General features: G+C 58.4%; 20 protein-coding genes and 2 pseudogenes. 8 read left to right on the forward strand and 14 right to left on the reverse strand.

Annotated elements, in window-relative coordinates; translation table 11 throughout:
- Positions 1 to 23: 23 nt before the first annotated feature.
- Together ahpC and ahpF are read left to right on the forward strand one after the other, a co-directional pair.
- The gene (gene ahpC / locus CKW19_RS00355) at positions 24 to 587 is read left to right on the forward strand and encodes an alkyl hydroperoxide reductase subunit C (protein ID WP_007975937.1); all 564 of its coding nucleotides are present in this window, start codon (positions 24 to 26) and stop codon (positions 585 to 587) included.
- A 127-nt stretch (positions 588 to 714) separates the two neighbouring features.
- Positions 715 to 2,277 (forward strand): alkyl hydroperoxide reductase subunit F, encoded by a 1,563-nt coding sequence (gene ahpF, locus CKW19_RS00360; protein ID WP_095056041.1) that lies wholly within the window; start codon positions 715 to 717, stop codon positions 2,275 to 2,277.
- A 91-nt stretch (positions 2,278 to 2,368) separates the two neighbouring features.
- On the opposite strand, the gene gloA is transcribed toward ahpF, so the two are convergent.
- A complete protein-coding gene (gloA, locus tag CKW19_RS00365) occupies positions 2,369 to 2,890 on the reverse strand; it encodes a lactoylglutathione lyase (RefSeq protein WP_095056042.1) in 522 nt (173 codons plus the stop codon).
- A gap of 144 nt (positions 2,891 to 3,034) precedes the next feature.
- Between gloA and CKW19_RS00370 the strand changes: the two genes are divergently transcribed.
- Positions 3,035 to 3,556, forward strand: coding sequence for a DUF4946 domain-containing protein (locus CKW19_RS00370; protein WP_095056043.1), 522 nt, complete (start codon positions 3,035 to 3,037; stop codon positions 3,554 to 3,556).
- Between the two features lie 164 nt (positions 3,557 to 3,720).
- Here CKW19_RS00370 and CKW19_RS00375 read toward each other — a convergent pair whose 3' ends face one another.
- Together CKW19_RS00375 and CKW19_RS00380 are read right to left on the reverse strand one after the other, a co-directional pair.
- Positions 3,721 to 4,086: a histone-like nucleoid-structuring protein, MvaT/MvaU family gene (locus CKW19_RS00375; RefSeq protein ID WP_095056044.1), complete on the reverse strand. Its 366-nt coding sequence runs from the start codon at positions 4,084 to 4,086 to the stop codon at positions 3,721 to 3,723.
- Positions 4,087 to 4,318: 232 nt separating this feature from the next.
- Positions 4,319 to 5,851: an EAL domain-containing protein gene (locus CKW19_RS00380; RefSeq protein WP_095056045.1), complete on the reverse strand. Its 1,533-nt coding sequence runs from the start codon at positions 5,849 to 5,851 to the stop codon at positions 4,319 to 4,321.
- A gap of 537 nt (positions 5,852 to 6,388) precedes the next feature.
- Between CKW19_RS00380 and hppD the strand changes: the two genes are divergently transcribed.
- On the forward strand, positions 6,389 to 7,465 hold the full coding sequence (gene hppD, locus CKW19_RS00385) for a 4-hydroxyphenylpyruvate dioxygenase (protein ID WP_095056046.1): 1,077 nt from the start codon (positions 6,389 to 6,391) through the stop codon (positions 7,463 to 7,465).
- 45 nt (positions 7,466 to 7,510) lie between these two features.
- On the opposite strand, the gene rarD is transcribed toward hppD, so the two are convergent.
- The 3 genes and pseudogenes from rarD to CKW19_RS00405 all read right to left on the reverse strand — a co-directional run.
- The gene (gene rarD / locus CKW19_RS00390; RefSeq protein WP_095056047.1) at positions 7,511 to 8,392 is read right to left on the reverse strand and encodes an EamA family transporter RarD; all 882 of its coding nucleotides are present in this window, start codon (positions 8,390 to 8,392) and stop codon (positions 7,511 to 7,513) included.
- Positions 8,393 to 8,580: 188 nt separating this feature from the next.
- Positions 8,581 to 9,594 carry an aldo/keto reductase gene (locus CKW19_RS00395; RefSeq protein ID WP_095056048.1) on the reverse strand — a complete coding sequence of 338 codons (1,014 nt, stop codon included), beginning with the start codon at positions 9,592 to 9,594 and terminating at the stop codon, positions 8,581 to 8,583.
- 204 nt (positions 9,595 to 9,798) lie between these two features.
- Positions 9,799 to 10,245 (reverse strand): annotated as a pseudogene (locus tag CKW19_RS00405) (MFS transporter); the annotation flags it as partial.
- 170 nt (positions 10,246 to 10,415) lie between these two features.
- On the opposite strand from CKW19_RS00405, the gene CKW19_RS00410 reads away from it, so the two are divergent.
- Together CKW19_RS00410 and CKW19_RS00415 are read left to right on the forward strand one after the other, a co-directional pair.
- On the forward strand, positions 10,416 to 11,540 hold the full coding sequence (locus CKW19_RS00410; RefSeq protein WP_095056050.1) for a sugar diacid recognition domain-containing protein: 1,125 nt from the start codon (positions 10,416 to 10,418) through the stop codon (positions 11,538 to 11,540).
- 135 nt (positions 11,541 to 11,675) lie between these two features.
- Positions 11,676 to 12,818, forward strand: a complete 1,143-nt coding sequence (locus CKW19_RS00415; protein WP_095056051.1) for a glycerate kinase — start codon at positions 11,676 to 11,678, stop codon at positions 12,816 to 12,818.
- Positions 12,819 to 12,940: 122 nt separating this feature from the next.
- Here the strand turns inward: CKW19_RS00415 and CKW19_RS00420 are convergent, their stop codons facing one another.
- Positions 12,941 to 13,300 carry a DUF6124 family protein gene (locus CKW19_RS00420; RefSeq protein ID WP_095056052.1) on the reverse strand — a complete coding sequence of 120 codons (360 nt, stop codon included), beginning with the start codon at positions 13,298 to 13,300 and terminating at the stop codon, positions 12,941 to 12,943.
- A gap of 603 nt (positions 13,301 to 13,903) precedes the next feature.
- Between CKW19_RS00420 and CKW19_RS00425 the strand changes: the two genes are divergently transcribed.
- On the forward strand, positions 13,904 to 15,883 hold the full coding sequence (locus CKW19_RS00425; RefSeq protein ID WP_095056053.1) for a hypothetical protein: 1,980 nt from the start codon (positions 13,904 to 13,906) through the stop codon (positions 15,881 to 15,883).
- Between the two features lie 141 nt (positions 15,884 to 16,024).
- Here CKW19_RS00425 and CKW19_RS00430 read toward each other — a convergent pair whose 3' ends face one another.
- The gene (locus tag CKW19_RS00430) at positions 16,025 to 16,309 is read right to left on the reverse strand and encodes a helix-turn-helix transcriptional regulator (RefSeq protein ID WP_095056054.1); all 285 of its coding nucleotides are present in this window, start codon (positions 16,307 to 16,309) and stop codon (positions 16,025 to 16,027) included.
- A 363-nt stretch (positions 16,310 to 16,672) separates the two neighbouring features.
- Here CKW19_RS00430 and CKW19_RS00435 point away from each other — a divergent pair.
- Positions 16,673 to 17,842: pseudogene (locus CKW19_RS00435) on the forward strand (pyridoxal phosphate-dependent aminotransferase); the annotation flags it as partial.
- A gap of 167 nt (positions 17,843 to 18,009) precedes the next feature.
- Here the strand turns inward: CKW19_RS00435 and CKW19_RS00440 are convergent.
- From CKW19_RS00440 to CKW19_RS00465, 6 genes are all read right to left on the reverse strand, one after another.
- A complete protein-coding gene (locus tag CKW19_RS00440; protein ID WP_095056242.1) occupies positions 18,010 to 18,987 on the reverse strand; it encodes a D-glycerate dehydrogenase in 978 nt (325 codons plus the stop codon).
- Positions 18,988 to 19,008: 21 nt separating this feature from the next.
- Complete coding sequence (locus tag CKW19_RS00445) at positions 19,009 to 20,301, reverse strand: MFS transporter (protein ID WP_095056055.1); 1,293 nt, start codon at positions 20,299 to 20,301, stop codon at positions 19,009 to 19,011.
- Between the two features lie 94 nt (positions 20,302 to 20,395).
- On the reverse strand, positions 20,396 to 21,382 hold the full coding sequence (locus tag CKW19_RS00450) for a sugar kinase (protein ID WP_095056056.1): 987 nt from the start codon (positions 21,380 to 21,382) through the stop codon (positions 20,396 to 20,398).
- On the reverse strand, positions 21,375 to 22,157 hold the full coding sequence (locus tag CKW19_RS00455) for a sugar phosphate isomerase/epimerase (protein ID WP_095056057.1): 783 nt from the start codon (positions 22,155 to 22,157) through the stop codon (positions 21,375 to 21,377). Before CKW19_RS00455 ends, CKW19_RS00450 begins: the two co-directional genes overlap by 8 nt.
- Positions 22,158 to 22,222: 65 nt before the next feature.
- The gene (locus CKW19_RS00460) at positions 22,223 to 23,248 is read right to left on the reverse strand and encodes a LacI family DNA-binding transcriptional regulator (RefSeq protein ID WP_095056058.1); all 1,026 of its coding nucleotides are present in this window, start codon (positions 23,246 to 23,248) and stop codon (positions 22,223 to 22,225) included.
- A 161-nt stretch (positions 23,249 to 23,409) separates the two neighbouring features.
- Positions 23,410 to 24,051: a DUF1345 domain-containing protein gene (locus CKW19_RS00465; protein WP_095056059.1), complete on the reverse strand. Its 642-nt coding sequence runs from the start codon at positions 24,049 to 24,051 to the stop codon at positions 23,410 to 23,412.
- Positions 24,052 to 24,198 lie beyond the last annotated feature (147 nt).

Here is a 24,198-nt window from a genome sequence, read left to right on the forward strand (position 1 = left end):
TAACCCCTGACGGAGAGTCAACGATGCCTATCATCAACAGCCAAGTTAAACCTTTCAAAGCTGACGCCTTCAAAAACGGCGACTTCGTAAAAGTCTCGGACGCTGACCTGAAAGGCAAGTGGTCGGTCGTGTTCTTCTACCCAGCCGACTTCACCTTCGTTTGCCCAACCGAACTGGAAGACCTGGCTGACAACTACGACGCGTTCCAGAAGCTGGGCGTCGAGATCTACAGCGTGTCCACCGACACTCACTTTGCCCACGCTGCCTGGCACAACACTTCGCCAGCCATCGGCAAGATCCAGTACACCATGATCGGCGACCCGACCCACGCCATCTCCCGCAACTTCGACGTACTGATCGAAGAAGCTGGCCTGGCTGACCGTGGCACCTTCGTGATCAACCCTGAAGGCCAGATCAAGATCGTTGAACTGAACGATGGCGGCGTAGGCCGTGACGCTTCCGAGCTGCTGCGCAAGATCAAGGCTGCCCAGTACGTCGCTGCTCACCCGGGCCAGGTTTGCCCAGCCAAGTGGAAAGAAGGCGAGGCCACTTTGGCTCCGTCCCTGGACCTGGTCGGCAAGATCTAAGTCTGTGACGCGCTTCATCAGGGCGGACATCCGCACCTTCTAAGCAAGCTGCACCGCCCAATAAAAACGCCCGGGCGAGATTCGCTCGGGCGTTTTTTTGTCTCAAGAATTCAAGGAAATCGCCCGTATGTTGGACACCAATCTTAAAACCCAGTTGAAATCGTACCTGGAACGGGTCACCCAGCCGATCGAGATCGTTGCTTCCCTCGACGACGGTGCGAAATCCCAGGAAATGCTCGAGCTGCTGAAAGACGTTGCCAGTCTTTCCACTCAAATTACGTTGCTCGATAACGGTGACGATGCACGCAAGCCATCGTTTTCGATCAACCGCCCGGGAGCCGACATCAGCCTGCGTTTCGCCGGCATCCCGATGGGCCACGAATTCACTTCGCTGGTGTTGGCGCTGCTGCAAGTCGGCGGCCACCCTTCGAAAGCCAGCGCTGAAGTGATCGAACAGATTCGCTCGCTCAAAGGCGAGTTCACCTTCGAGACGTACTTCTCGCTGTCCTGCCAGAACTGCCCGGACGTGGTCCAGGCATTGAACTTGATGGCCGTGTTGAACCCGAACATCCGTCACGTCGCCATCGACGGTGCGTTGTTCCAGGCGGAAGTCGATGAGCGCCAGATCATGGCGGTCCCGAGCATCTACCTCAACGGTGTGAACTTCGGTCAGGGGCGCATGGGCCTGGAAGAAATCCTCGCCAAGATCGACACCAGCGGCATCGAACGCCAGGCCGAGAAGATCAGCGCCAAAGAAGCCTTTGATGTGCTGGTGGTCGGCGGTGGCCCGGCCGGTGCGTCGGCGGCGATCTACGCAGCGCGTAAAGGCATTCGTACCGGCGTCGCGGCTGAGCGTTTTGGTGGGCAGGTGCTGGACACCATGGCCATCGAAAACTTCATCTCCGTGCAGGAAACCGAGGGACCGAAACTGGCTGTCGCGCTTGAAGAACACGTCAAACAGTACGAAGTGGACATCATGAACCTGCAACGCGCAGACAAATTGATCACGGGCAAAGCAGGTGAATTGCACGAAGTTCACTTCGCCAGCGGCGCGAAGCTCAAGGCCAAAACCGTGATCCTCGCGACGGGTGCAAGGTGGCGTGAAATGAACGTCCCGGGCGAGCAGCAATACCGCAACAAGGGCGTGGCGTATTGCCCGCACTGCGACGGTCCGCTGTTCAAAGGCAAGCGCGTGGCGGTGATCGGCGGCGGCAACTCCGGCGTCGAAGCGGCTATCGACCTGGCCGGTATCGTGTCCCATGTCACGCTGCTGGAGTTCGACGTGCAGTTGCGCGCCGATGCCGTGTTGCAGCGCAAGTTGCACAGTTTGCCGAACGTCACCGTGATCACCCATGCGCAAACCACTGAAGTGACCGGCGACGGTCAGAAGGTCAACGGTTTGCGCTACAAGGATCGCCAGACGGACGAACTGCGCACCGTGGAACTGGAAGGGATCTTCGTGCAGATCGGTTTGCTGCCAAATACCGATTGGCTCAAAGGCACCATCGAGTTGTCGCCGCGTGGCGAGATCATTGTCGATGCGCGTGGTGAAACGTCGGTGCCGGGCGTGTTCGCTGCCGGTGACGTGACGACCGTGCCGTACAAGCAGATCGTGATCGCGGTGGGTGAGGGTGCCAAGGCTTCGCTCAGTGCTTTTGACCACTTGATCCGCACTTCCGCCCCGGCATGAACCCTGGCGCTGAAAACACAAAACCCCATGAGTGATCATGGGGTTTTTTTGTGTTGATAAAGATCGCAGGCTGCGATCTTTTGACGTTAATTTACAGCGGCGTTGGCTGAATGATCTCGACCCAATAGGCATCCGGATCCTTGATGAACGCCAGGCTCTTCATGCGGCCGTCACTCAGGCGCTTCTGGAAATCGCAGCCCAGTGCTTCAAAACGTTCGCACGCGGCGACGATGTCCGGCACCGAGATGCAGATGTGGCCGAAACCGCGCGGATCGGTATTGCCGTTGTGGTAGGCAAAGTCCGGATCGTTTTCGGTGCCGTGGTTGTGGGTCAACTCGAGGATGCCCGGGATCGACTTCATCCACTGGGTGCGCGCAGCAGCATCGGCCGGGATCTGGTTTTTATCGACCAGCGCCAGGAAGTACAGGCTGAACTCGGCTTCCGGGAAGTCACGCTTCTCTACCAGCGTAAAGCCCAGCACGCGGGTGTAGAAATCCAGGGACTTGGTGATGTCCTTGACCCGCAGCATGGTGTGATTGAAGACAAAATTCTGGGTGGCGGTGTCTGGCTGGGCGGTGACACCCGGGAAGCTGTTCAATTCGTGCAGGCTCATGGGCCCTCCGGAAAATATGTGGGCTAACGAATGGCGACAATGATACGCAAGGGCTCTGACATCGCCAAACCCAAACAGTCGGCTATTGCCTGACAGCCGGCCTGGGCCCAGACTTTGCGGATTAAATTCTGGGTGCTCATTGCAATGTTTCGAACCGGTAAATCGCTGCTCGTCCTGTTGGCATTGTTGTCAGGCATTAACCCTGCGTTCGCCGAAGCGCCGGCCATGACCTGGCCGGACGGCTGGCAGGTTGAAGTCATTCCTCCCGAAGCCGATTCGAAGGTCAGCCGCCAACGGGCGGTGAAGAATGATCAAGGCGGTACACCGGTCATGGTCATGGAGCTGACGGTGAGCCAGGTCGAAAACGATCATCAGGTAAACCTGGAAGGCGTGTTGCTGGAAATGCGCAAGGCTGTGCAAAAAGATTTCTTTGCGGGCGGTTATCAAAGTGTCTGTACACGCATTCGCGCGACGACACTGAGTCAATTGGCAGCACTGGAGACAACCTGCACCATCACGCAGAATGGCAGGCATGTGCTCTCTCAAACATTGGTCGCTGCGGTGGGTGCCGATAAAGCCTATGTTCTTTCATACGCCGGGCAGGCTGAGGCTTACAAGGCGAGCGAGGGAGAAATACAGGTCGCACGCAACAGCCTGAAACTTTAGTTGGCGGCGGCGACGTCGTGACACATGAAGAAAAATTTAGATACCCGAATGGATTAAGCACAAAGTTGATAGGCAATTAGGTAAGTGAGCGTGACCTCCCTGGATTTAGATGGCGCCCACAAAAAAAGCCCTGCACTGGCAGGGCATTTTTATTGCTGCAAATGTTAGCCGCGCAGCCAGGAATCAACAGTAGCGGCGCCATATTGCTCTTTCCAGGCTTTCAGGCCGCGATGATTGCCGCCCTTGGTTTCGATCAGTTCGCCGGTGTGGGGGTTCTGATAAACCTTTACCACGCGAGCGCGGCGGGTTTTGGGCGCAGCGGCCTGCTGCAAGCCGGATTTGCTCGGGTTCGGATCGAGGATGGCGATGATGTCACGCAGGCTCTTGCCGTATGTTTTCATCAAGCCCTGGAGCTTCTCTTCGAATTCGATTTCTTTCTTGAGCCCGGCATCGTTCTTCAAGGATTCCAGCTGCTTGAGCTGTTCTTGAAGGGCTTTTTCAGCTGCACGAAATTCAGCGAGTCTGGACAATATCTTTACTCCAATAGTGTGTTTGGCTGATACCAACCGCGAACAAAGCTATAAGCCAAGAGCCTTGAAGCGACCCGGTGAGAATGGCTCACCTGCCAATTTACTGCAGGCATGAAAAATTGTAGTAGTTAATTGGCCAAGAGTAAATCCTGACTTTTTCTTCATGTAACAACAGTTGTATTTTTATTCGCGATGGCGCGTACAAGCGTTGTTTTATCGGTTAGTCCGTTAGTTAATAGTCACTTAATGCGCTAATGAACTCTGCACCAGACATCGGTTTGCCGTACAGATAACCCTGAAGGAAATTCACTCTTTGATCGCTCAGGTAGTCACTTTGCTCCTCTGTTTCCACACCTTCGGCAACCAGCGCCAGGTCGAGCTTGCCTGCCAGCTCGATGATGCTGTCCAGTATGTGACTGGAGAGCGTGTCGATGCCGATCATGGCGACAAAGCTCTGATCGATTTTCAGGAAGTCCACATTGAACTGACGCAAATAACCAAGGCTTGAATGACCGGTGCCGAAGTCATCAATGGCCATTTTTACCCCTAACTCATGAAGTTGCTCGAACAGTTGAAGCGTGGTCGCTGTCGGGGAAATCAATTCCCGTTCGGTCAGCTCCAGGACCAGGTGGACCGAGCCGGGCGCAAACGCGTCAAGGAATTCACGGCAATCTTTGACCAGCACCAGGTCCTGGCAATGACTCGCGGTGATATTGATGCCGATATGAAAGGGCTCGCTGAAAGAGGCCGATTGCGGTGCGAGCAGGGCGGCGGTCTGTTTCATCAGCGAGCGGGTCATCGGTACGATAAGCCCGGTGTGTTCGGCAAACGGAATGAACAGGTCCGGACGCACCAGGCCTTCCTTTGGATGTTTCCAGCGCATCAGCACTTCGCAACCGGCCCAGCGTTTGCTGTCGCCATGCACAACGGGCTGGAAGTACGGAATGAACTCCGACGCGTCCAGTGCCCTTTGCATTTCATGGGTCGGCGACATTGCGCGCTTTTGCAGGAAGTGAACGATGGACCCGGAGATCACACCGAAAAAAATCAGCAAACTGAACAGGGGCGGGTATTCGCTGCTCATGTATCGCCAGGTTTCGCCTTCGGGGAAACCTGCCGAAACAGTAAAGGCATAGTTTTCGGACAGCTCAGTGCTCTGGGCGACCGGCAATTCTGGCCGTTCACCTTTGTGGACCTTGCCGTCCGCCGACAGCCAATCCGGGCCGACTTGCAGCAACAGTGTGGTCTTGCGACCGATCAGGCGCAGGATGTTGCTCAAGTGATAACCGTCCAGGGTCGTCAGCACGCCTTTCTTGCCTTCGCTGAGGCGATACACCAGCAACGCCGTATTGGGCGTCACCGGATTTCCGTTCATGAGCCATAACCCTCCGAGCGTGTAGTCGCCAGGGTTGACTACTTCGTGGTACTCGCCGAACAGCGAGCTGCAATACAGGTCATCGCCCCAGACCAGATTGGTCGAGCGCACAAAAGGGCGGCGGGTGACTTGTTCGCGCAGGGCGAGCGTGACGTCTTTGCAGTTCTGGCCGGCCAGCGGCAGCAAGATCTGGGCTGCATGGGCCGTGTTATCGAGCATCAGATCGAACTGGCGAATCGCTTCGTGGGCGGTCTGTTCGGTGCCTTGTTTAAGCGTGCGCTCCGCCTGCCAATAGAGGATGACGGCCCCCAGCAGGATTGGAAGTAAACCACTGACCAGGGTGATAGCAACCCTGAGGTTGCGTTGGTGAGCTTTGGCTTTCAGTGGCATTCACAAAACCTGTTGCAATGATGTTGGGCTCTCAAAAGCTGGCAGGGCAGTAGGCCTCCCATAAAGAGTTCGGGTATGGCCATGATAGTTGGCCGTTGGCGGTTGTGCCGCTCGTTGATGCTCATCGGCTGCGGGTTGTCTGCCGGGCGTCGAACAAGCGTGACAGTCGAAGATACGTGATCGCGCCGCACCCTCGTTGCGCGAACGTATGACGATCCATGAGCAAAACCTGTCAAAACCCTCCGGTGCAACAAACCCCTTGCGCGCTCACGGGAAAAGGGGATTTTATACAGAAGGCGGACAAACTGATTTACGCTGTGTAGAATCCGGTTACGCATACAATAATAATCGTCTTCTGGCAGCAGAAGCCTCGCCCGCAAGAGCCTTGGGTCGACAATGAAGATATTCGGGTTTCAACTGATCTACGGTGACTTTCTCGCCCGCAGCGTGCGGGGCATCTCCTGCGCGCCACCCACCGGTCTCAGCATTGCTAGCAACTAACCTTTGTTAATTGATAAGAATGATGAGGCGCCGACCATGGCAGATTTATACGAAAACCCAATGGGCCTGATGGGCTTTGAATTCATCGAGCTCGCTTCGCCGACCCCCAATACCCTGGAGCCGATCTTCGAGATCATGGGCTTCACCAAGGTCGCGACCCACCGCTCCAAAAACGTACACCTGTATCGCCAGGGCGCGATCAACCTGATCCTCAACAATGAACCCAACAGCGTGGCCTCGTACTTCGCCGCCGAGCACGGTCCGTCGGTGTGCGGCATGGCGTTCCGCGTCAAGGATTCGCAAAAGGCCTACAACCGTGCGCTTGAGCTGGGTGCCCAGCCGATTCACATCGAAACCGGCCCGATGGAACTGAACCTGCCGGCGATCAAAGGCATTGGCGGTGCGCCGCTGTACCTGATCGACCGTTTCGGTGAAGGCAGCTCGATCTATGACATCGACTTCGTGTTCATTGAAGGCGTTGACCGTCACCCGGTCGGTGCAGGCCTGAAGATCATCGACCACCTGACGCACAACGTGTATCGCGGTCGCATGGCCTACTGGGCCAACTTCTACGAGAAGCTGTTCAACTTCCGTGAAATCCGTTATTTCGATATCAAGGGCGAGTACACCGGCCTGACTTCCAAGGCCATGACCGCGCCGGACGGCATGATCCGCATCCCGTTGAACGAAGAATCGTCCAAGGGCGCCGGTCAGATCGAAGAGTTCCTGATGCAGTTCAACGGCGAGGGCATTCAGCACGTTGCGTTCCTGTCCGATGACCTGATCAAGACCTGGGATCACCTGAAAAGCATCGGCATGCGCTTCATGACCGCGCCACCGGAAACCTACTACGAAATGCTCGAAGGCCGTTTGCCGAACCATGGCGAGCCGGTGGGCGAACTGCAGGCGCGGGGCATTTTGCTGGACGGTTCGTCCGAGTCGGGCGACAAGCGCCTGCTGTTGCAGATCTTCTCGGAAACCCTGATGGGGCCGGTGTTCTTCGAGTTCATCCAGCGCAAGGGTGATGACGGTTTCGGCGAAGGTAACTTCAAGGCGCTGTTCGAATCGATCGAGCGGGACCAGGTGCGTCGTGGTGTGTTGACCACTGACTAAGCGGGTGTAAATGTAAAAAAACCGGTCCTTTGTGACCGGTTTTTTTTAGGGTCTGCGCTGTCGGACCAGATGCTTGAACCCTTCAAACACCAACACCAGCACCGCCATCCAGATCGGGATGTACGTCAGCCACTCGCCGGGCTTGATGCTTTCCCCCAGCAACAACGCCACGCCCAACAGCAGCACCGGTTCGACATAGCTCAACAGCCCGAACAGGCTGAAGGGCAGCAAGCGGCTGGCGATGATATACACCACCAGTGCCGACGCACTGATCACGCCCAGCACCGGAATCAACAGCGACAGCCACGGATGCTGCTCGAACACGCCGAAACCTTGCTCGCCACTCTGCACGAACCAGAATGCCACGGGCAGCGTCAACGCCATGTCCAGCCACAAGCCGCCGAGGTTGTCCGCCGCCAAGCGCTTGCGCAGAACGAAATAGGTCGGGTAGCCGATGCACACCAGCAGCGTCGCCCAGGAAAAACCGCCGACCTGATACAACTCATTGACCACCCCGAGGCACGCGAACACCACGGCGACTTTTTGCAGGTACGAGAGACGTTCGCCATAGGCGATGCGCCCGGTCAGAACCATGGTCAGCGGCAACAGGAAATAGCCGAGGGAGACATCCAGGCTGTAACCGTTGAGCGGTGCCCACATGAACAGCCAGAGTTGTACGCCGAGCAGGGCGGAAGAGGCGATCAGGCCGCCGATCAATTTTGGCTTGGCGACCGCGCGCCGGACCAACTCGACCACGCGTTTCCATTCGCCGGACACCACCATGAACACGGTCATGCACGGCACCGTCAGCAACATGCGCCAGCCGAAAATTTCCACACCGTTCAATGGAGTGAGCAGCGAGGTGTAGTAATACATGACGGCAAACAGCACCGAGGCTGAAACCGATAGAGCGATACCTTTAGACAAGCTGTCCTCGCGAGGTTGAAGGTGAAACGGGGGTGCGGAGGATACGTGGTTTTAGCCGTGATTACTGATCAACAATCACCTCCGTAGGCGGATTCTGTAGGAGCCGGCTTGCTGGCGATCCAGACGACGCGGTATGTCAGGCACGCCGCCTTCGCTGGCAAGCCAGCTCCTACAGAGGATGAGTTTCGTCAGGCAATGCGTGGTTTGCGCCCCGACACAAAGTGGCTCACATCATTGAACCCCGGTGTCGAGGCATGCCCCGGCGTTACCAGCGAGTCAATGAACGCCTCGTCTTCGGCGGTGATTTCTACCGCTTGTGCCTTAGTGTAGGCGTCCCATTGCGCTTCGGTGCGAGGCCCGACGATCGCCGAAGTGACCGCGCTGTTGTTCAGCACCCAGGCGATGGCGAATTCAACGATGCCCACGCCGCGCTGTTGGGTGTACTGCTGGATTTGCTGGGCGATGCGCAACGATTCGACGCGCCATTCGGTTTCCAGAATTCGTTTGTCCGCACGCCCGGCGCGGCTGGTGGCGTCCGGTTTCACGTCCGGCGCGTACTTACCACTGAGCACACCGCGTGCGAGCGGACTGTAAGGCACCACGCCAAGACCGTAGTTTTGCGCAGCGGTGATCTGCTCGGACTCGGCCTGGCGGTTGACGATGTTGTACAGCGGTTGGCTGATCACCGGCCGGTCGACGCCGAGCTGGTCGGCCACGCGAATGACTTCTGCGATGCGCCAGCCACGATAGTTGGACAGGCCCCAGTAACGGATTTTGCCCTGGCGAATCAAATCGCCGATGGCCGACACCGTGACCTCCAGCGGTGTGTTGTGGTCTTCGCGGTGCAGGTAATAGATGTCGAGGTAGTCGGTGCCCAGGCGCGTCAGGCTGGCATCAATGCAGTTGAAGATGTGCTTGCGGTTCAAGCCGCTGCGGTTGGGAACGCCGTCCACCGGTCCAAAACCGACCTTGGAGGCGAGTACCCATTCATGGCGGTGGCTGGCGATGGCCTCGCCGACGATTTCTTCGGAGCGACCGTTGGTGTAGACGTCCGCCGTGTCGATGAAATTGATGCCCTGGTCCCAGGCCTTGGCGATGATTCGCAGGGAATCTTCAGTGCTGGTCTGTTCGCCGAACATCATGGTGCCCAGGGTCAGGGTGGACACCTGCAGACCTGAATGACCCAGCGTGCGATAGCTCATGAGCAAATCCTTTTACCAGTGGGAAAGGCTCAATCAGATACCAGAACCATTGCCGGGAGCAAACGCAAATCTCAAACACACTCCAATCAACTGTAGGAGTGAGCCTGCTCGCGATGACGGAGTATCAGCCAACATCCATGTTGACTGTGAAACCGCTATCGCGAGCAGGCTCGCTCCTACAGGGGAAATGGGTGGTGATCAGGCGCGGCCACGGCGGAACGTCGGGAACCACTGCGAGAGGTACAACACCACGCCCGGGAAGAACCCGGCTTCGGCCGCGCCCGTGAACAGGCGCAAGGTGTAGAACTCGGTCGGCGTGGTGACGAACAACAGGCACGTCGACAGCGTGCCCCAGGTGATCATCATCAGCGCGATCCAGCGTCGTGGGCCGAACTTGGTCAGGGCCAGGTTGCTCGGCACGCCGCACAACACATAGCCGATAAAGAAGATGCCGGCGCCGAGGCCGTACACCGTTTCGCTGAATTTCAGCGCATCGAGCATCTGCAACTTGGCAAATCCAACGTTCACCCGGTCGAGGTAGTTGAACAGGTAACAGATGAAAATGAAGGGGATCAAACGCAGCGTAATGCGTTTGTAGACGGCGTTTTTATCGTCAGCGATGGCCTGGGACGCTACGGCGCTCTGTGACATGGCGGCTCTCTCTTTATTATGATTTTTTGCGATGCAAAGGGTAACGTTGATCGCCCTGAGAGTCTCGGCCACCGTAATGGTTGCTGTCTTTGTGCCTGCGCACAGGGTTTGCGAACCAGCCCTGTGCGGGTGAACAAGCCGTTCCATCACTGTCTTCAAGGATCACGCCCATGTTTGAACTCGATCACGACCTGGCCCAGGACATCGTCGACCGGGCGATGGCCATCCTGCCGTACAACGTCAACGTCATGGACAACCAAGGGCTGATCCTCGGCAGCGGCGAACCGGAGCGGGTCAACACTCGCCACGAAGGCGCGCAACTGGTGTTGGCCAACGGCCGCGTGGTCGAGATCGACGCGCAAACCGCGATTCATCTCAAGGGCGTGCAGCCGGGCATTAACTTGCCGCTGATGCTCGATCAACGCTTGATCGGCGTGCTCGGCATCACTGGTGAACCCGAGCAACTGCGCACCTACGCCGCGCTGGTACGCATGACCGCCGAAATGCTGGTGGGCCAGCGCAACCAGCAGGCCGAGCAACAATGGCGGCGCCAGCGTTGCGATGACCTGTTGGCGCTGCTGCTCAGTGACGCCGGCAGTTCGCCGCGCTTGATCGACGAGGCACAGCAACTGGGTTTGAAACCGCACATGACCCGCGTGCCGTACTTGTTTGAATTGGGTTTGGAACACGGGCCGGGGCAAACCGTCGAGGCGCTCAGCGCCTGGCTGACGACCCGTTATCCCGACAGTTGGTGCGTGAGTTCAGCCAAGTCTTCGTTGCTCTGGTGCCGACCGGCCAGCCAATCCATCGAGAATGACCGCTTGCTGGATAAGCTCGATGGCCTGGGCTGGAACATCCTGCGCCTCGCCGTGGGCGGGCAGGCCGATGGACTGACAGGTTTACGCCGTTGCTATCGTCGGGTCGGTGACTTGTTGGCTTACGGGCGTGATGTGTTGCCAGGCTCTCGACTGCTGACCCTCAACCGCTATCGCCTGCCCGTGATGCTCTGGCGTCACCGTGACGACGATGCTCTTGACGAGTTACTCAACCCGCTGCGCAAAGTCATCGCAAAGGACAGCAATGGCCAATTGTTGGCTACGCTACGCAGTTGGTGTGACCACGACGGTCAAAGTCAGGCCTGCGCCGATGCGTTGGGGATTCATCGCAACAGCCTGCGTTATCGGATGGAACGGATTGCTGAACTCAGCGGCGTCGACCCATTGCGCCTCGACGGCATGTTGGCGTTGTACCTGGGCGTGCAGCTACTGCCCCAGACCGATACACATATCCCGTAGGCGCTGCCGCAGTGAGCGTGTGTGCCTTTGGTTTTGTAGAAATGAACAATAATCCTCAAAACCGCTTGTGCACCGGACCGGCGTTATTGTTCAGGGTGGCTGGCAGCATATGGAGATTGGAACAGGAGAATTCCCATGAAAATAGTGATCGCCCCCGATTCGTTCAAAGACAGCCTCAGCGCGCAAGGTGCGGCCGATGCCATTGCCAAGGGGTTGACCGAGGTCTGGCCGGATGCACAGTTGATCAAATGCGCGATGGCCGATGGCGGGGAAGGGACTGTCGCGGCGATTCTTGCAGTCTGCGGTGGCGAACTGCGCCACATCGTGGTGAGAGGACCACTGGGCACACCCATGAACGCCAAGTGGGGCTGGTTACCTGACAGCCGCACCGCCATCATCGAAATGGCCGAAGCCAGCGGCCTGCAATTGGTGCCGCCGGGTGAGCGCGACGCGTGTATCAGCAGCACTTACGGCACGGGCGAGTTGATTCGCGAGGCGCTGAAGGCCCGTGCAAAACGGGTGATTCTGGCGATTGGTGGCAGCGCGACCAATGACGCTGGTGCCGGCGCGATGCAGGCGTTAGGGGTGCAACTGTCCGATGGCCAGGGTATGCCGCTGGCACCGGGCGGGCTCGCGTTGGCGCGATTGACGCACATCGACCTCAGTGACCTCGACCCGCGCCTGGCCGGTGTGCGGTTCGACATCGCGGCAGACGTAGACAACCCGCTGTGCGGCCCCCACGGTGCCTCGGCGATTTTCGGCCCGCAGAAAGGCGCTTCGCCGGAGCAGGTTGAACAGCTGGATCAAGCGCTGGACCATTTCGCTGGGCTCTGTGCAAAAGCCTTGAAAAAAGATGTGCGCGACGAGCCGGGCAGCGGGGCGGCGGGCGGTTTGGGATTCGCCGCCAAGGCGTTTTTGGGGGCGCAATTCAAGTCCGGGGTGGACGTGGTCGCGGAAATGGTGGGTCTGGCAGAAGCGGTCGCGGGCGCCGATCTGGTGATCACCGGCGAGGGCCGTTTCGACGCGCAAACCTTGCGCGGCAAGACACCCATGGGTGTGGCGCGCATTGCCAAGGCACACGGCGTGCCGGTGATCGTCATCGCCGGAACATTGGGCGAGGATTATCAAGAGTTGTACGAGCATGGCATCGATGCCGCGTTTTCCCTGTCGAGTGGGCCGATGACCTTGCAGGAAGCCTGTGACCAGGCGCCGCGCTTGCTGCGTGAACGGGCGAGAGATATTGCTCGCGTGTGGCGGCTGGCATCACGACCGGTTTGATTGACCTGTGGCGAGGGAGCTTGCTCGCGCTGGGTTGTGTAACAGCCCCAAAACGACGGCTGCTGCGCAACCGAACGGGAGCAAGCTCCCTCGCCACAAAAGCCCTGCTTCTGTGAGCCGCTCTATTCGGGTGGGTCGATCTGGTCCAGCAAGCGGTTGGCGGTGATCTCCGCCAGCATCACGCTGTTGGAAATGCCCAGCAGGGCATTGCGCGATCCACCGTCCAGCAAGTCCACCAAGTGATGCACCATCACATCCACCGACGCCAGTGTCTCGACCAGGTATACCGCGAGGGTTTCGCTCGTGGCTTGCGGGTCGACGCTGAACAGCGTGCTGGGTGCGCGCGGGGTGGCCTTGATGTCGGCGATGGAGGGGAAGTGGAAATCGAGGGCGCGTTCGGCGGCTTCGTTGAGTTTGGTGGCGTCGGGTTCGTAGGGGGAGGTCGGATCGGTGTCCGGCGGGTTTGGGGTTACCTTGAGCATAAGCTAGATCCTCAAATGGAGCGCCGTCCCTTTCGCGACTAAACGAATGGGGAGGCAGCTGTGCGCAGGTTAGTCGACCGGGGATCTAGCAAACCGGCGCGCCCTAAGGCGCCCTGCGCACAGCCACCATCGAGTACAAGCATCGGAATGCCTGACTGATCGCGCTTGTGCACTTCGCTAAAACCACCGGGCGACTAAACCCGATCACTGACAATCAGTGACCCGATTCAAGTTACCGACGACCCCCAAGGTGCACAAGCCGGCGGATTCTGGCGTACCCGTAGGCAACGGCGCAAGGTCTTGTAGCTTTCATCAAGTAACCTACAGCGCTTTTAAACAAGCCCCTGCGCCGTGATGCTTGACACGCGAAATCGCAATCACCTCTAGGGACATCGACGTTAACTGCACCGGAAGAAATCCGACGAATAACCGCAGGTACCTGTCAACTTTGACAGTTACGCCATTTCGTAAATCGCTGTTTACTGTTCCCACGCGCAGAACGACGGGAAGCGTGAACGTAGTGCCCGATATTTTCGGTCTGCTTTTCGAGCCTATGCGCCTCGCAATATCCGGGGCGACAGGTGTGAATAACGGAGAGCGAACATGGCAGGTTCAGATAAAAAAGAACAAAGGCTTGATGCAGGTAAATCCACGGCCGGCGGGAATGTGCCTTTTGTGGTCCAGGACCCGGATGTCAGCCACATTGTGATAGATGCAACGGGACTCATTCTCCGCAAGACGCTTGATACCGATCAAACAATAACCATAAACACCTGGAGCGGTTCGCTTCCGACTAATCCTGACTATACGGAATATTTCAGGCTCCAGATTGCGCGTGCGAACAGTAACGAATGGACGCTTGTTGGAACGGAACATACCTACGTTGGAGGGGCCACATGGGTGCCACTGGTATTCACCCTCACGAGTGCCTGGTTTCTGGAGCCTGAAAATGAAGGCGGCTTTGATCTCAGATATGAACATCAAAACTATAATGAAACACAAGACCATTCTGGCCGTGTTCGTATCTTTATCGACAAAATCCCGCCCAACGGCGCGACCCCTCCGAGTAAAATGGTGTTCACGTTCACGCCTCCGATTACAGATGCCACGTTCGGTACGGATGACTTCCTCGAGGCGACGATTCCCAACTGGACCGGCGATGCCGTGGGGACTCATGTCGCCTTCGCATGGCTGAAAGATGAGTTGCCCGAGGATCCTGAAGAAATCGTTTTTATTGGACCCGTACCCATTCTTGGCGGCGGCAAGGTACAAATTCCGAAAGTCAAATTCATCGAGGCAGGGGATGGCCTGTGCTGTGGCGGTTATGTCCTGATCGACAAGGCTGGCAATATCAGCGGGTTGTCCCGGTACGAACTCATCTCCGTGGCACTTGACGTTCTGCCTCTCCCACCGTTGTCAAAACCCACCGTGTTAGACCCGACCCCTGCTGATGGGGAGCTTCGCCGCGAGGATATTATCGATGGCGTGCTGAAGGTTCATCTTGACCACGTCAACAACGGTAAGAACACCGACATCGTCGTTGTCGAATGGGAGGGCCGGAAGATCGAACCCGGAACGCCTCTGGGGGCGAATCCCTCCGGCGGGTTTGAAATTCTGGTGCCATGGAACATGATTCTGCAGGCCTATGGAAACGCGAAGGGACCCGTCGATACGAAGGTTAGCTACACAGTATTTCGTGGTGTAGAACCCTTTCCTTCGGTTGTGGAAACCATCAAATGCAACCTGTCCATCCCCGGCCCGGTCAACCCGAACCCGGAGCCTGGAAACCCCAATCTGGAAGTGGTCAATATTGTGGGTAAATCAGATGACCCTAATAAATTGATCGATACCGATGAGGATGAGGATGTCTTCGCCAAAATAAAGCTTGTTACGCCGCTGGAGGATGGAGATACGTATCAGGTCATGTGGAACGGAACACCCATTGGCGATCCGCGTGTGATCGATCTCACCGACGACGAGGTGGGGGACACTATCGAAATCCCGCTTGACTGGGACATCATCCGCGGCGAAGGCCCGGATATTGCCATGCCGGTGTGGTACGTGCTGACCCATGCAGATCATGCCAATCCACAAGAACCCAAGCTCTGTACACCCGTCGACATTCAGTTCTTGGTGCTGAAATTGCCGCCTGCCGAACCGCTGCATCCCAGCAGCGTCGGCAACTTAAACTGCAATTCATTGCGCTGGAATGCTGGCGGCACCGAATACGGCTTTGAGTACCGGATTCCACCGAGTGCTCATCTGAAGCCGGGCGATGACGTAGAAGTCGTGTGGAATGCTTATAAGGACTTCAACGATCCTTCGACAATTATCTCCGACGCCCAGAAAAAGCACACCTTTACTGACATCACCGACGACCAGGCGCAAAACGGGATTGTCTGGCTTATCGAACCCTATGCCACTCACATCCTGCCTATATTCGACGAAGACAATGTTATCGACTGGGGAAAAGGCAACGTGACCTACACCATCACGGGCAAACCCGCCGCTTCGCTACCACCCAACACCAAGGTCGGGCTGAATCAGGGTGAAGGGAGCTGCAACATTCCGACAAAACCTTGAGCAACCACGTGCAACGGTAACGCCGGAAGGGAGGCGGGTGGCCGGGAGGGGGAGGGAAGTTGAGCGTGGGGGGGCTGGTACGAATTCATGCAATGCCTCAACAGGGATCAATGACGCCATGACCACTGTTGCGGGACGGGTTCAGGGCATGTGAATCAAACCCTGCTCCAGCGCCCGGACGACTGCGGTCCAGCGCGAACTCACGCCGAATTTTCGGCGAATGTTACAAAAGTGATAATTCACACCGGACTCGGTGCAACAGACGATCCGGCTGATCTCCCAGGACGACTTGCCGGCGGCGCTCCACTGCAAGACTTCTTTTTCGCGGTTGGTGAGCTTGATCGCGGGTGCTATTTGGTTTTCCTGGGGCTCTGGGTTGATCTGGGCTGGCGATGAACGAACTGCGGTGGTGTGTGGTTGAAACATGGTGGAGTCTCCCATTCATCATCATTGACGGCGTGGGCGCGGCGGAATCTTCCTACATCGTAATGGCATGGTTCGCGCGGCCGTTTTTCAAGCCTGGTGGTGGGGCTTGAGGCACGGTTTTTTTATAGCGCTGATCAATCTTTTTGGCACCTGTCAGAAATTACAGGTGGCGCACTTTAACCAGCTATTAGGTGAAGGACTGTCAGCGAAGACGGCCTGAGTTGTGGGAGATTTCCTTGTTTAGTCCGTGTCCTACAGAGGCGGTGTAAGTTTTTACCGTCCGTCGATTCACACACAGAGCTGGCGTGTTCGGCGATTTCAGATAGGGTTGAGCTCAGGATTTTCGCGCAACAGGAGCAGACCATGCGCTATTCAGCCTTGACCCAACGCATCGCCGGTGACGGAGCGGCGGCCTGGCAGATTCATGATCGAGCATTGGAGTTACGCGCACAGGGTGTCGATGTGTTGCTACTTTCGATTGGTGATCCGGATTTCGATACACCGCGGCCCATCGTTCAGGCCGCGATCGACAGCTTGCTGGCCGGCGACACGCACTATCCAGAAGTGCGTGGCAGCGCCGGGCTGCGCAATAGCATCGCCCGCCGTCATCGGCAACGCAGCGGTCAAGTGGTAGAGGCCGAGCATGTCATCGTGTTTCCTGGCGCGCAGTGCGCGGTGTATTCGGTGGTGCAATGCCTGCTCGACCCGGGCGATGAAGTGATCGTCGCCGAACCGATGTACGTGACCTATGAAGGCGTGATCGGCGCTTGCGCGGCCACGGTGGTTGCCGTCCCCGTACGACCTGAAAACGGCTTTCGCGTCGATCCGGCGGATGTCGCGGCGCGTATTACGCCGAAGACTCGGGCGATCTTGCTCAACAGCCCTAACAACCCGTCCGGTGCCAGCCTGTCGCTGCCCATTTGGCAGGCACTGGCTGAGTTGTGCATTCGTCACGACCTGTGGCTGATCAGTGACGAGGTCTACAGCGACTTGCTGTTCGAGGGCGAGCACATCAGCCCCGCGAGTTTGCCGGGCATGGCCGAACGCACCGCGACCATCAACAGCCTGTCCAAGTCCCACGCCATGAGTGGGTGGCGGGTCGGCTGGGTGATCGGGCCGAAACCCATGGCCGATCATTTGGTCAATCTGTCCTTGAGCATGTTGTTCGGCATTCCGGATTTTGTGCAGAACGCCGCGCAATTGGCGCTCGATCATGACCTGCCGGAAGTGGCGTCGATGCGCGAGGAATATCGGCAGCGACGTGATCTGGTGTGCTCAAGTTTGGGCCAATGTCCTGGCCTTCGGCCTGTTCGACCAGATGGTGGGATGTTCGTGATGGTCGATGTGCGCCAGACCGGACTTTCCGCCCAGCATTTTGCCGAGCGACTGCTCGAAGGTTATGGCGTTTCAGTGCTGGCGGGTGAAGCGTTTGGACCGAGCGCCGCAGGGTATATCCGCATCGGCCTGGTGGTGGACCAAACCAGGCTGGCCGATGCCTGCCGGCGTATGGCGTTGTGTGCTGCGGGTTTGCTGATATCGCAAGTGACGTTGGCGGTAACACAACCTTCTGGTGCAGTCAGTCGCGGTTGTAGGAGCAAGCTTGCTCGCGAAGGCCGTTAACGATACCGCGTGCACGCCGGATGAACGCGGCGTTGTTGAGACCATCGCGAGCAAGCGTGCTCCTACGAGCGATCAGGATCTCAGGCCATCCACACCTCGGTATTCACCAGATTCGCCGGCCGCTCACCGGCCAGCGCCGCCAGCAGATTGTCCACCGCACACCTGGCCATCGCTTCCCGCGTTTCATGGGTGGCCGAACCGATGTGCGGGGTCGCCACCACATTGTTCAACTGCAACAACGGTGAGTCAGGGTTCAGCGGTTCGCGCTCGAATACATCCAGGCCCGCTGCGCGAATCTGCCCTCCACGCAAGGCCTCGATCAACGCCGCTTCGTCGACGACTTTGCCCCGGGAAATGTTGATGAAGATGCTGTCGCGCCGCATCAGCGCAAACTGCTCGGCACCGATCAGGCCCTCGGTTTCGGCGGTCAGCGGCAAGGTCAGGCAAACGAAATCCGCTTGCTGTAATAGCTCGCCAAGGCTGCGGTACTGCGCATTGAATCGCTGCTCGACCGCCGGTTTCGGCGAATGGCTGTGGTAGATCACCGGCATGCCAAAGCCGAAATGCCCGCGCTGGGCTAAGGCCTCGCCAATGCGCCCCATGCCGATGATGCCCAGGGTTTTACCGTGCACGTCACTGCCGAAATGTGCGGGGCCGATGTTGCGTTTCCATTCGCCGGCGCGAACGAGATTCGCCAGTTCGACCACGCGCCGGGCGGTGGCGAGGATCAGCGCGAAACCGGTGTCGGCGGTGGTTTCAGTCAGCACGTCGGGGGTGTTGCTGAGCAGGATGCGCCGCTCGGTGAGGTAGTCGATGTCGTAGTTGTCGACGCCCACCGAGACACTGGCAATGGCTTCGAGGTGCGGCGCCCGGTCCAGCAATTCGGCATCCAGTTTCAGGCTGGCGCCGAGCAAACCGTGGGCGCGGGGCAGGGCGTCGCGCAGTGTTGCCATGCCTTGCGCATCAAGGCTGTCGATCAGCGTGACTTCAGCCTGCTCGTGCAGGCGAGCCATGAGCAGCGGCGAAAGTTTTTTGTACAGAACGACCTGCTTTTTCATCTTCATGATCTCAACTTCAATTCAGGAATGGGCGGTGGCGGCACGCGCTATCGTAGGCCGCTCCCGGTCGCTGGCGCCGGGTTTGAGGAACACCGTCAGCACCACCGAAAGCATCAGCGCACCGCTCATCAACAGGTACGACGCGCCGGGCGAGCCAGTGGAGCTGTTGAGGTAACCGACCAGATAAGAACCGCCAAACGAACCGAGCGCGCCCATGCTGTTGATCAGCGCCATGGCGCCACCGGCGACGTTGGCTGGGAGGATTTCCGGGATGATTGCGAAGAACGGCCCGTACGGTGCGTACATGCAGGCGCCGGCGATCACCAGCAGCGTGTAGGACCACCAGAAATGTTCTGCGCCCAGCGCGTAGGAACCGTAGAAGGCAATGGAGGCGATCAGCAGCGGTGGCCAGACGAAACGTTTACGTTTTTGCAGTTTGTCCGAACCCCAGGACACCAGCAGCATGCCGATGACGGCCGCCAGATAGGGCAACGACGACAGCCATCCGGCTTCGATCATGTCCATTTGTGCACCGGCCTTGAGAATCGACGGCAGCCACAATACGAAGCCGTAGACGCCGATGCTCCAGCAGAAAAACTGCAAGGCCAGGATGATCACCTTGGGCGAGCGGAACGCCTCGGCGTAGTTTTTTACCGCTTTGATGCCGACCTGTTCGGCGGCCAGGGCGCTTTCCAGATCCTGCTTTTCCTGGTCGCTGAGCCACTTGGCCTGGGCCGGACGATCATCCGCCAGGCGCCACCAAATGAATGCCCAGAGCACCGCCGGCAAACCTTCGACGATGAACATCCAGCGCCAGCTGTAATGCTGCACCAGATAGCCCGAGACTACCGACATCCAGAGCATGGTCACCGGGTTGCCGAGGATCAGGAAAGTGTTGGCCCGCGAGCGTTCGGCGCGAGTGAACCAGTGGCACAGGTAGATCAGCATCGCCGGCATCACCGCGGCTTCGACCACGCCGAGCATGAAGCGGATGACGATCAGCCAGTAGGCGTTGGAGACGATGCCGGTCAATGTCGCCAGGCTGCCCCAGAGGATCAGGCTGACGAAAATCAGCTTCTTCACGCTGTGCTTTTGCGCGTAGATCGCCCCCGGGACCTGGAAGAAAAAGTACCCGAGGAAGAACAGCGCGCCGAGCAGTGAGGACAGTCCCGGGGTGATCATCAGGTCGGCGGCCATGCCCGATGCGGCGGCGAAACCGTAATTGGCACGATCCAGATACGCCAGGCTGTAGGTGATGAACACAATGGGCATGATGTACCACCAGCGGCGGGTGGCGAGCGTTGCGGTTTTCATGTGTGGTGCTCCTGAGCTTGTTGTTTTTGTCGCAGCAGGTAACGGGTTCGAATCTTCAGTGACTGTGCGGGCCTCATCGCGAGCAGGCTCGCTCCTACAGGGGGACGCGTTCTAATGTGGGAGCGAGCCTGCTCGCGATGGCGGGCTCAAATTCAGCGAGCATTTCGGTACGGGTCGGCAACCCCTCCATGTCTCCGCGGCTTTGCACCGCTCGGCTGCCAACCCAGTTGGCCCGTTGCACGGCCTCGACAACGCTGTGGTTTTCCAGCAGGGCGCTGATCATGCCGACGGCAAAACCATCGCCAGCGCCGACGGTGTCGACCACTGTCTGCACCGGTACGCCGGCGACGAAACCGGCATTCAGCTGCGTGCGGTAATACGCGCCGTGCGGCCCGAGCTTGATCGCCACGGCTTCGGCGCCCTGGTCGAGGTAAAACGCGGCGATGTCGGCCGGGTCTTCGAAACCGGTCAGCAACCGACCTTCACTCAGCCCCGGCAGCACCCAATGGGCGAGGGCGGCGAGGCGGTTGATCTCGGTAATCATCAGTCGCTCGCTGGCCCACAGGCTCGGGCGCAGGTTGGGGTCGAACGACACGCTGCGCCCGGCATTGCGCATGCGGCTCATCAATTCGAAGGTCATGTGCCGCGCCGTTTCTGACAATGCCGGGGGAATGCCAGTGGCGTGCAGGTGCCGTGCGTTGAGCAGTTCAGGCACGATCGAATGCGTCGACAAGTGACTGGCCGCCGAGCCTCGTCGGAAGTACTCGACGACGGGATCGCTGCCGTCATCGGCGCGGGACTTGAATTGAAAACCGGTGGGGTGAGCGCTGTCGATGTCGACGTGGCGGCAATCCAGGCCTTCTTTTTCCAGGGTGTCGATGACGAATCGACCCAGGGAATCGGCACCAACCCGGCTCAGCCACGCCACATTGAAACCCAGCCGAGACAAACCGATCGCGACGTTGCTGTCCGCACCGGCAATGCGTTTGTGGAAAGCGTCAACGCTGGCCAGGTCGCCGGTATGCTCGGCGACGAACATCGCCATGGTTTCGCCGAACGAGAGGATATCGATCTCAGACATGAGCGCTCTCCCGTTGCGATTGGCCGAGGCGGGCGAGGGCGGTGACATGTGCGGTGGTCAGCTGCACCAGATCGTCGCCTTGCAGCGGATATTCCACGGCCCGCATGACGTCCTGGTTCATGTGTCGCAGCAGGCGTTCCCACTGTTGCAGATCGCTGGCGGCAGGCGGGATGGCGACCAGTTTGCCGTCGGCGCGGCGGGTGACTGCTTTGCAGTGCACATAACCGACATAACGGCCGAGCAACCGTGCGGCGCTGGTGGCGGACTGATCCTGCCAATGCCAGTTGCCGATATCGAAGGTCATTTTGATCGGCAGCTCGTGCTGATCGACTTCATCGAAAAAGCGTTGGAAAGGTTCGATGCGACCACCCTGCAGGGTTTGATCGTTCTCCACTAGCAGTTGCACGGGGCTCGTATCAAGCAGTCGGGCCAGGGTTTGCAGATCGCTGTTGTCGGTGAAGTAACCCAACGAGACTTTCAGCCACTTCGAGCCAAATGCCTGGGCGCGTTGCAGGGCGCTGACCAGTTCGGAATTGGGTTTGGATTGCCCGGCCAGCCACAGCTCCATTGGCGAGGAATACACGCTTTCCAGGCCTTGGGCTTGTGTGGCTTGTGCCAGTAGCGCGGGGGCTTCAGTGGTCAGTAGCTCTTCGCGCCATTCAATGCGGGTGGCGCTGGCGGCAGCCAGTATGTCGATGAAACTGCCCTGGCCTCGCTCGCGCACCAGGTCGGCGCCGTAGCTGGAGAGGCTGATGGAAACGGCTGGTGTATTCATTGTTTTTCTACCTCTGAAACCGGTTTCATTTTTGTTCAAAAAAATAGGCGGTGCAGCTGACGGCCTCATCGAGAATCCCCAAGGGTCGACCCTCTCACAATCAACTGCGCCGAAAAATCCAGTGTCCGCACCGCACTGTCATCCCCGCGCAATCGCTTGAGCAAACACTCAAACGCACTCGCACCGATATCGGTGGTCGGCTGGGCGAGGGCGGTAATACCGCTGCCTACCAGCGGATACCAATCCAGGTCATCCAGGGCGATCAAACCTACGTCCTCAAACAGCTTGCACTTGAGCTCACGCAACGCATGGGTACTGGCCAGTGCCGCAACCCCGTTGGCACAAAACAGCGCTTTCGGACCGGGGCCAGGTGTATCGAGGAAGGTTTTCAGCTGCGCGGTCAGTTCGCTGCCGGTTTCGATCGATGTGCCGTGCAGGACCGGGTGTTGTTCGATTTGAGCCTTGAAGCTGCTGACCCGTTCGATCCGTGAACTGGTGCCGTCGAACGGCTCAGTCACCATCAGCACATCGCGGTAGCCGCGTTCTTCAAGATGGGCGAGGGCCATGGCCACCGCTGCCGGGTTGTCCAGCCCGACCATATCGCTTTCAAGATGCGCGACCTTGCGATCCACCAGCACCAAGGGCATTTCCCGATGCAGGTCGTGCAATTCGTCACGGTGATGGCCGAGGGTGTTCACGATCAGGCCTTCGATGTTGTACGAGCGCAGCAGGGCCAGGTGCTGACGTTCCTGCTCATCGTCGCGGTCGGTGTTGCACACCACCAGGCTGTAACCGTGCTGACGGCAGGCGGTTTCCACCCCGTGCATCACGGCGATTGAATAAGGGTTGCGGATGTCTGCCACCAGCATGCCGATCAGGCGCGTACGCCCGCGTTTCAGGCCTCGGGCCATCTGGTTCGGGCGATAGCCCAATTCGGCGATGGACTGCTCGATGCGCTGGGCAATGGCATCCGAGAGCAACGCGCGGTCTTCGCCGATGAACCGCGACACGCTGGCCTTGGACACCTTGGCGTGTTCGGCCACGTCAAGCATGGTCACGCGGCTGCGCTGGGCGGCGGAAAAATCGTTCACGGTCGATAACCTTCTTATTGGATTTATCAGGCTGAGCGCGTGGCGCTGAAACCGGTTTCAGAAGACACCAGAAACGAATCTGCCGTCAAGCACTCGATGGCGCAGCGCCCGATAAAAACCGACAAATGGAAATCAGGCCAGCACACTCAACCCGGCGGCCGTCAGTTGAACAACCCTGCCGCAATGTTGATCGAGAAACCGAGGATGGCGGTGTTGAACAGGAAACCGATCAGCGATTGCGCCAGCACAATCTTGCGCAGTTCCCGCGTGGCCACGCCGACATCGGAGGTTTGCACCGCGACGCCGATGGTGAACGAGAAGTACAGGAAGTCCCAGTAGTTCGGTGTCTCCAGGCCTTCGGCAAAGCGCAGCGCCGGTTCCTTGCCGTCCCAGGTGTAAAACAGGCGAGCGTAGTGCACGCTGAAAATCACCCCGATCAACAGCCACGAGCCGAGCACGGTGAAGGCGGTGAAACCGTAGTGGAGCAGTTTGCGGGTGGTTTCCAGGTCTTTGCTGCCGGCCAGTTCGAAGGTGATCGTCGCCAGGCTGGCGAGCGCGGCGATGCACACGACCAGCAACACCAATCCGGCGTTTTCGTCTTCGATTTCGGCGATGCGTTTAACGTCCGTGGCTTTGGAGCGCACGACGAGCCAGGACATCAGGATCAGGTAGGTCCAGACGCCGGCATTCCAGCCGAAGAGGATTTTGCTGATGATCGAATCTGCCGGCATCAGAATACCCACCACGATGCCCAGCAGGATGGCGGCGGACAATCGCGGGTGGGTGTGGGTGAGGTAAGACATGGAGGCTCTATGGGTTGTGGCTTTGCCAACACCTTAGCCCAGGTGATTATCGGATGCGTACGAATCCTTGTAGGAGCCGGCTTGCCGGCGATGAGGGCCTTGAGTCATGCGCCGCTTTTTCGATCGCCATCGCTGGCAAGCCAGCTC

The organism is Pseudomonas sp. Irchel s3f7, from assembly GCF_900187615.1.
Lineage (GTDB): Bacteria > Pseudomonadota > Gammaproteobacteria > Pseudomonadales > Pseudomonadaceae > Aquipseudomonas.

Bases quoted from the DNA above. Each gene is read 5' to 3' on its own strand.
- ahpC (WP_007975937.1), top strand. From the start codon at position 24: ATGCCTATCATCAACAGCCAAGTTAAACCTTTCAAAGCTGACGCCTTC.
- ahpF (WP_095056041.1), top strand. From the start codon at position 715: ATGTTGGACACCAATCTTAAAACCCAGTTGAAATCGTACCTGGAACGG.
- gloA (WP_095056042.1), bottom strand. From the start codon at position 2,890: ATGAGCCTGCACGAATTGAACAGCTTCCCGGGTGTCACCGCCCAGCCA.
- CKW19_RS00370 (WP_095056043.1), top strand. From the start codon at position 3,035: ATGTTTCGAACCGGTAAATCGCTGCTCGTCCTGTTGGCATTGTTGTCA.
- CKW19_RS00380 (WP_095056045.1), bottom strand. From the start codon at position 5,851: ATGCCACTGAAAGCCAAAGCTCACCAACGCAACCTCAGGGTTGCTATC.
- hppD (WP_095056046.1), top strand. From the start codon at position 6,389: ATGGCAGATTTATACGAAAACCCAATGGGCCTGATGGGCTTTGAATTC.
- CKW19_RS00395 (WP_095056048.1), bottom strand. From the start codon at position 9,594: ATGAGCTATCGCACGCTGGGTCATTCAGGTCTGCAGGTGTCCACCCTG.
- CKW19_RS00410 (WP_095056050.1), top strand. From the start codon at position 10,416: ATGTTTGAACTCGATCACGACCTGGCCCAGGACATCGTCGACCGGGCG.
- CKW19_RS00415 (WP_095056051.1), top strand. From the start codon at position 11,676: ATGAAAATAGTGATCGCCCCCGATTCGTTCAAAGACAGCCTCAGCGCG.
- CKW19_RS00420 (WP_095056052.1), bottom strand. From the start codon at position 13,300: ATGCTCAAGGTAACCCCAAACCCGCCGGACACCGATCCGACCTCCCCC.
- CKW19_RS00425 (WP_095056053.1), top strand. From the start codon at position 13,904: ATGGCAGGTTCAGATAAAAAAGAACAAAGGCTTGATGCAGGTAAATCC.
- CKW19_RS00430 (WP_095056054.1), bottom strand. From the start codon at position 16,309: ATGTTTCAACCACACACCACCGCAGTTCGTTCATCGCCAGCCCAGATC.
- CKW19_RS00440 (WP_095056242.1), bottom strand. From the start codon at position 18,987: ATGAAAAAGCAGGTCGTTCTGTACAAAAAACTTTCGCCGCTGCTCATG.
- CKW19_RS00445 (WP_095056055.1), bottom strand. From the start codon at position 20,301: ATGAAAACCGCAACGCTCGCCACCCGCCGCTGGTGGTACATCATGCCC.
- CKW19_RS00450 (WP_095056056.1), bottom strand. From the start codon at position 21,382: ATGTCTGAGATCGATATCCTCTCGTTCGGCGAAACCATGGCGATGTTC.
- CKW19_RS00455 (WP_095056057.1), bottom strand. From the start codon at position 22,157: ATGAATACACCAGCCGTTTCCATCAGCCTCTCCAGCTACGGCGCCGAC.
- CKW19_RS00465 (WP_095056059.1), bottom strand. From the start codon at position 24,051: ATGTCTTACCTCACCCACACCCACCCGCGATTGTCCGCCGCCATCCTG.